This window comes from Kineococcus indalonis, assembly GCF_009906395.1.
In the GTDB taxonomy this organism is placed as follows: Bacteria; Actinomycetota; Actinomycetes; order Actinomycetales; family Kineococcaceae; genus Kineococcus; species Kineococcus indalonis.
In genome coordinates this window covers 1-4,393 of sequence record NZ_JAAALM010000350.1, presented here as the reverse complement: position 1 = coordinate 4,393, position 4,393 = coordinate 1, and the positions used below count along the sequence as shown (strand labels likewise).

Below are 4,393 nucleotides of genomic sequence, written 5' to 3'. Positions count from 1 at the left end.
GGCCGGTGCCGGTGCGCGCGCGGCGGTGCGAGCATGGGGGGCACCTGGCCGCGGCGGAGGGGGAGGTCGTGCGGGACGTGCGGGGCGTGCGCGACCGCCCGAGGTCCTCCGGCGTGCTCGCGGGCGCCCGGATCGCGATCACCGTCGCGGCCGCCTGCCCGCTGCTGTACCTGCTGCCCCTGCCGGAGGCCGCGCGCACCGCGCTGCTCGTGGCGGTGGCGCTGGTGTCGATCACCTGCCTGGTCGTCGGGGTGCGCGCGCACCGCCCCGTCCCGCGCTCGCCGTGGGTCTTCCTGCCGTGCGTGGCGGTGCTGTTCCTGGGGGGCACGGCCGTGCGCCCGTGGGGCGCCGAGCACGGCGGCGCCGCCCGCTACCTGGAGGACGCCTTCCTCCTGCCCGGCTACCTGCTGCTCGCCGCGGCCCTGGTGCGCCTCGTGCGCGCCCACGGCGGCCTGCGGCGGGAGGTGCTGTGCGACGTCGGCGTCGTGGCCGCCGCGGGGGCGCTGGCGGCGGCGCGCTTCCTGGTCGTGCCCGCCGCGGAGCTGCCGGGCCGCGACGCGCTGACCTCCGTGCTGGCCGCCACCTACCCGCTGATCGACGTGCTGCTGCTCACCCTGGGCGTCGACCTCGTGCTCAGCGGCCCGCGCCGCCGCAGCCACCAGCTGCTCACCGCCGCCCTGGTCGCCCTGCTGGTCGGCGACCTGCTCTACGCCGCCTACGGCGTCGAGGGCGTCCTGGTGCCGCCGGAGCCGGCCAACGCGCCCTTCCTGGGCGCGTACGTCCTCGTCGCCCTGGCCGCCGTGCACCCCTCGCAGGCGCCGGTCGCCGTCCCGCCCGCGCCCGCGCCGGCGCCGCTGGACGCGTGGTCGCTGCGCCGCCTGCCCCTGCTCGGCGTCGCGCTGGTGGCCGTCACGCTGCTGGTGGCGGTGCCGGTGCCCGGCGGCGGGCTCGCGCTGCGCGTGACCACCGGCCTGGCGCTGGCGGTCGTGCTGGGCCTGCTCGTCGTGCGCGCCGTCTCCGCCGTCGACGGCCAGGCGCGCGCCCGTGCCGTGCTGCAGCACCGCGCCAACCACGACGCGCTGACGGGGCTGCCCAACCGGCAGGAGGTCGAGCGGCTGCTGTCCGAGCGGCTGGCCGCCCCGGCCCCGCCGGGCGCGGCCACGTGGCTGCTCTACGTCGACCTGGACGGCTTCAAGCGCGTCAACGACACCTGGGGCCACTCCTGCGGCGACGAGCTGCTGCGCGCCGTCGGCGCCCGGCTGCGGGCCGCGGCCCCGCCGCCGGCCGTCGTGGGCCGCCTGTCCGGCGACGAGTTCGTCGTGCTGGCCACCACCTCCGCCGCCGCCGCGCGGGAGCTGGCCCAGCGCGTGCTGGGCGTCGTGGAGCGGCCCGTCCCGCTGCGCGCCGCCGAGGTCGTGGTCACCGGCTCCGTCGGCGTCGCCGAGGCCCGCGGCACCGCCGACCAGACCCTGCGCGACGCCGACACCGCCATGTACCGGGCCAAGCGCCGCGGGCGCGCGCAGTGGGCGGTCTTCGACGACTCCATGCGCACCGCCGTGGACAGCGAGATCGAGCTGGAGCTGGACCTGCGCCGCGCCGTGGAGCGCGAGGAGCTGCGCGTGGCGTACCAGGCGGTCGTGGACCTGCCTGCGGGCACGCCCGCGGGCGTGGAGGCGCTGCTGCGCTGGGAGCGGCCGGGCGCCGGGCCGGTGTCCCCGGCGGTGTTCGTGCCGGTCCTGGAGGACAGCGGCCTGATCGTGCCGGTGGGCCGCTGGGTGCTGCGCACCGCCGTGCGCCAGCTCGCCCGCTGGCGCGCGCAGGGGCTGGCCGGGCCGTCGTTCGTCATGTCCGTCAACGTCTCCCCGCGGCAGCTGCTGCACCCGGCCTTCCCCGGCGCGGTCGAGGAGCTGCTGCGCGAGGAGGGCGTGGACGGCGCCGGCCTCACGCTGGAGATCACCGAGTCCTCGATGCTGACGAGCGACGCGGCGACGACCGCCGTGCTGGAGCGGCTGCGGGCCCTGGGCGTCGCCCTGGCCGTCGACGACTTCGGCACCGGCTACTCCGCGCTCAGCTACCTGCGGGCCCTTCCGGTGACCGCCGTGAAGGTCGACCGCAGCTTCGTCAGCGGCCTGCACGGCTCCACCGGCGACGAGGCCGTCGTGCGCGCCGTCGTGGCCGTGGGGCGGGCCCTGGGGCTGCGCGTGACGGCCGAGGGCGTGGAGACGCCCGAGCAGGCGCGGCTGCTGGCCGAGCTCGGCGTCGCGCTGGGGCAGGGCTGGCTGTGGCACCGGGCCGGCCCGCCGGGGGAGGTCGCGCGGCTGCTGCGGGGGGAGCCGACCCCGCTGCCCCCCGCCCCCGCGCCCGCCGGCGACGGCGGCGGGGTCAGCTCTCCCCGCGGGGCCTGACCACGTCGGGCCGGCCGGCCGGCGGGAACTCCCAGGCCCAGAAGGCCTGCGCGTCCAGGCGGGTGGCGCGCGCGCCGGGGGCCACGGCGTCCAGGACGCGGTCGATCGCGCCGACCAGGCCGACCTCCTCCTCGTTGTGGCGGCACACGTCCAGCACGGCGAGGCCGCCCTCCTCGCCGACCACCCGGCACATGGAGGTCATGAGGGCGGGGAGCAGCCCGTCGCCCCGGCGGGCGGGGTCGACGCACACGCACCCGACGTACCAGAGCCGCCGCTGCGCGTGGTGCTCGGGCCAGCGGTGCGCGAAGAACGGCTCGGAGAGCAGCGGCATCGCGGCGAAGTGGGCGGTGAGCGTGCCGAAGGCGCGCACCCGCCCGTCCTCGTCGAGGACGACGTGCTTGTCCACCCGCTCGTCGGCGCCGACGGCGTCGAACTCGGCGCGGCTCATCAGGTGGCGCTCCACGGCCAGGACCTCCAGCGGCTCGAACGCCTGCCGGTACACCTCCCACGCCTGGTCCAGGGCGTCGCCGGTCAGCCGGGCCGTGGCGCGCAGCGCGGTGCTGCGGGGCGGCGCGGGGGGGTGCGGTGCGGGAGGCGTGGGCACCTCGAAACTGTAGTTCACTCTGCGCACCCGGACCATTACTCTGCGTGTTTCCGCGGGTGCGCCGGGTGACGCCCCCCCCGGCCGCCGCGGGCAGGTCGGGGAGGGGGCGCGGCTCAGAACGCCGCGGCCAGCCGCCGCACCGCCTCCCCGACCTGCCCGGCCTCCACGCCCGCCACGCACAGCCGCAGGTGCGCGGCGTCCTCCTCCGCCACGACGTGGTGGCGGCCGGGGCCCACGGCCACGCCCCGCTCCAGCGCGCGGCGCGCCAGCTCCGCGTCGTCCACGCCGCGCGGCAGGCGCACCCACATCGAGAAGCCCCCGCGCGGGCGCGTCCAGGAGCACTCGGGCAGCTCGCGCGCCAGCGCGGTGCACAAGGTGCCCACCCGGTCGGCCAGCGCGGCGGCCAGCGCCCGCAGGTGCGCGCCCCACCCGGCGCCGGTGACCAGCTCCAGCGCCGTCTCCTGCAGGGGCCGGGACACGAACAGGTCGTCGACCACGCGCAGCGCCGCGATGCGCTGGGCCACCGGGCCGCGGGCGACCACGCAGCCCACGCGCAGGCTGGGCGCGGCGGCCTTCGTCAGGGAGTTCACGGTGATGACCCGCCCGTCGGCGTCGTCGCGCAGCAGCGAGGGCGGCGGGGTCGGCCCGTGGCCCAGCCAGCGCGCGTAGTCGTCCTCCACGACGAAGGCGCCGGCGGCGGCGGCGGCCTCCAGCACCGGGCGGCGGCGCTCGGCGGCCAGCACCGAGCCGTCGGGGTTGGCGTAGGTGGGCTGCACGTACAGCACGCGCGCGCCGGTGGTGGCGAACGCGCGCTCCAGCAGGTCCGGGCGCACGCCGCCGGCGTCGGCGGGCACGGGCACCGGCACCAGCCCGGCGCTGCGCAGCAGGGAGATGACGCCGGGGTAGCCGGGCACGGCGACCAGCACGGGGCTGCCGGCGGGCACCAGGGCGCGCAGCACGGTGGACAGCGCGCCCTGCCCGCCGGGGGTGACCAGGACGTCCTCGCGGTCGGCGCCGAGCTGGCCGGCGAACCAGGTGCGCAGCTCGGCCAGCCCCGCCGGCGGCGGCACCGACCACGCCTGCGGGCGCCGGGCGGCGCGGGCGCTGGCGGCGGCCAGGCGCGAGGTGGGCTGCAGCGACACGTCCAGGTAGCCGCGGGCCATGTCCAGGGCGCCCTCGGGCAGCCAGCCGCGCACCACGGGCACGCCGGTGCCGTCGGCCTGGCGCACCACGCCCAGCACCCAGGTGCCCTCGCGCCCGCCGAGGGGGCGGGAGGCGACGAGCAGCTGCACGGCGGGGTCGAAGGTGCCGCGCACCCGCACGCGGCGGCCGACCTCGTCACGGGCCAGGACGGCGCCGTCGGAGGCGGGGGCCGCGGCGGCGG

3 protein-coding genes are annotated in these 4,393 nt (G+C 79.0%); 1 reads left to right on the top strand and 2 read right to left on the bottom strand.

Going from position 1 to position 4,393, the window contains the following annotated elements:
* Nucleotides 1–2,405, top strand: a 2,405-nt coding sequence (locus tag GTR00_RS15395; RefSeq protein ID WP_205705907.1) for a putative bifunctional diguanylate cyclase/phosphodiesterase, incomplete at its 5' end; no start/stop codon positions are given.
* On the opposite strand, the gene GTR00_RS15390 is transcribed toward GTR00_RS15395, so the two are convergent.
* Nucleotides 2,383–3,027, bottom strand: a complete 645-nt coding sequence (locus GTR00_RS15390; protein ID WP_166612476.1) for a hypothetical protein — start codon at nucleotides 3,025–3,027, stop codon at nucleotides 2,383–2,385. The genes GTR00_RS15395 and GTR00_RS15390 overlap by 23 nt on opposite strands.
* A 95-nt stretch (nucleotides 3,028–3,122) precedes the next feature.
* The coding region (locus GTR00_RS15385) for an aminotransferase-like domain-containing protein (RefSeq protein ID WP_205705906.1) at nucleotides 3,123–4,393 on the bottom strand (1,271 nt) is incomplete at its 5' end.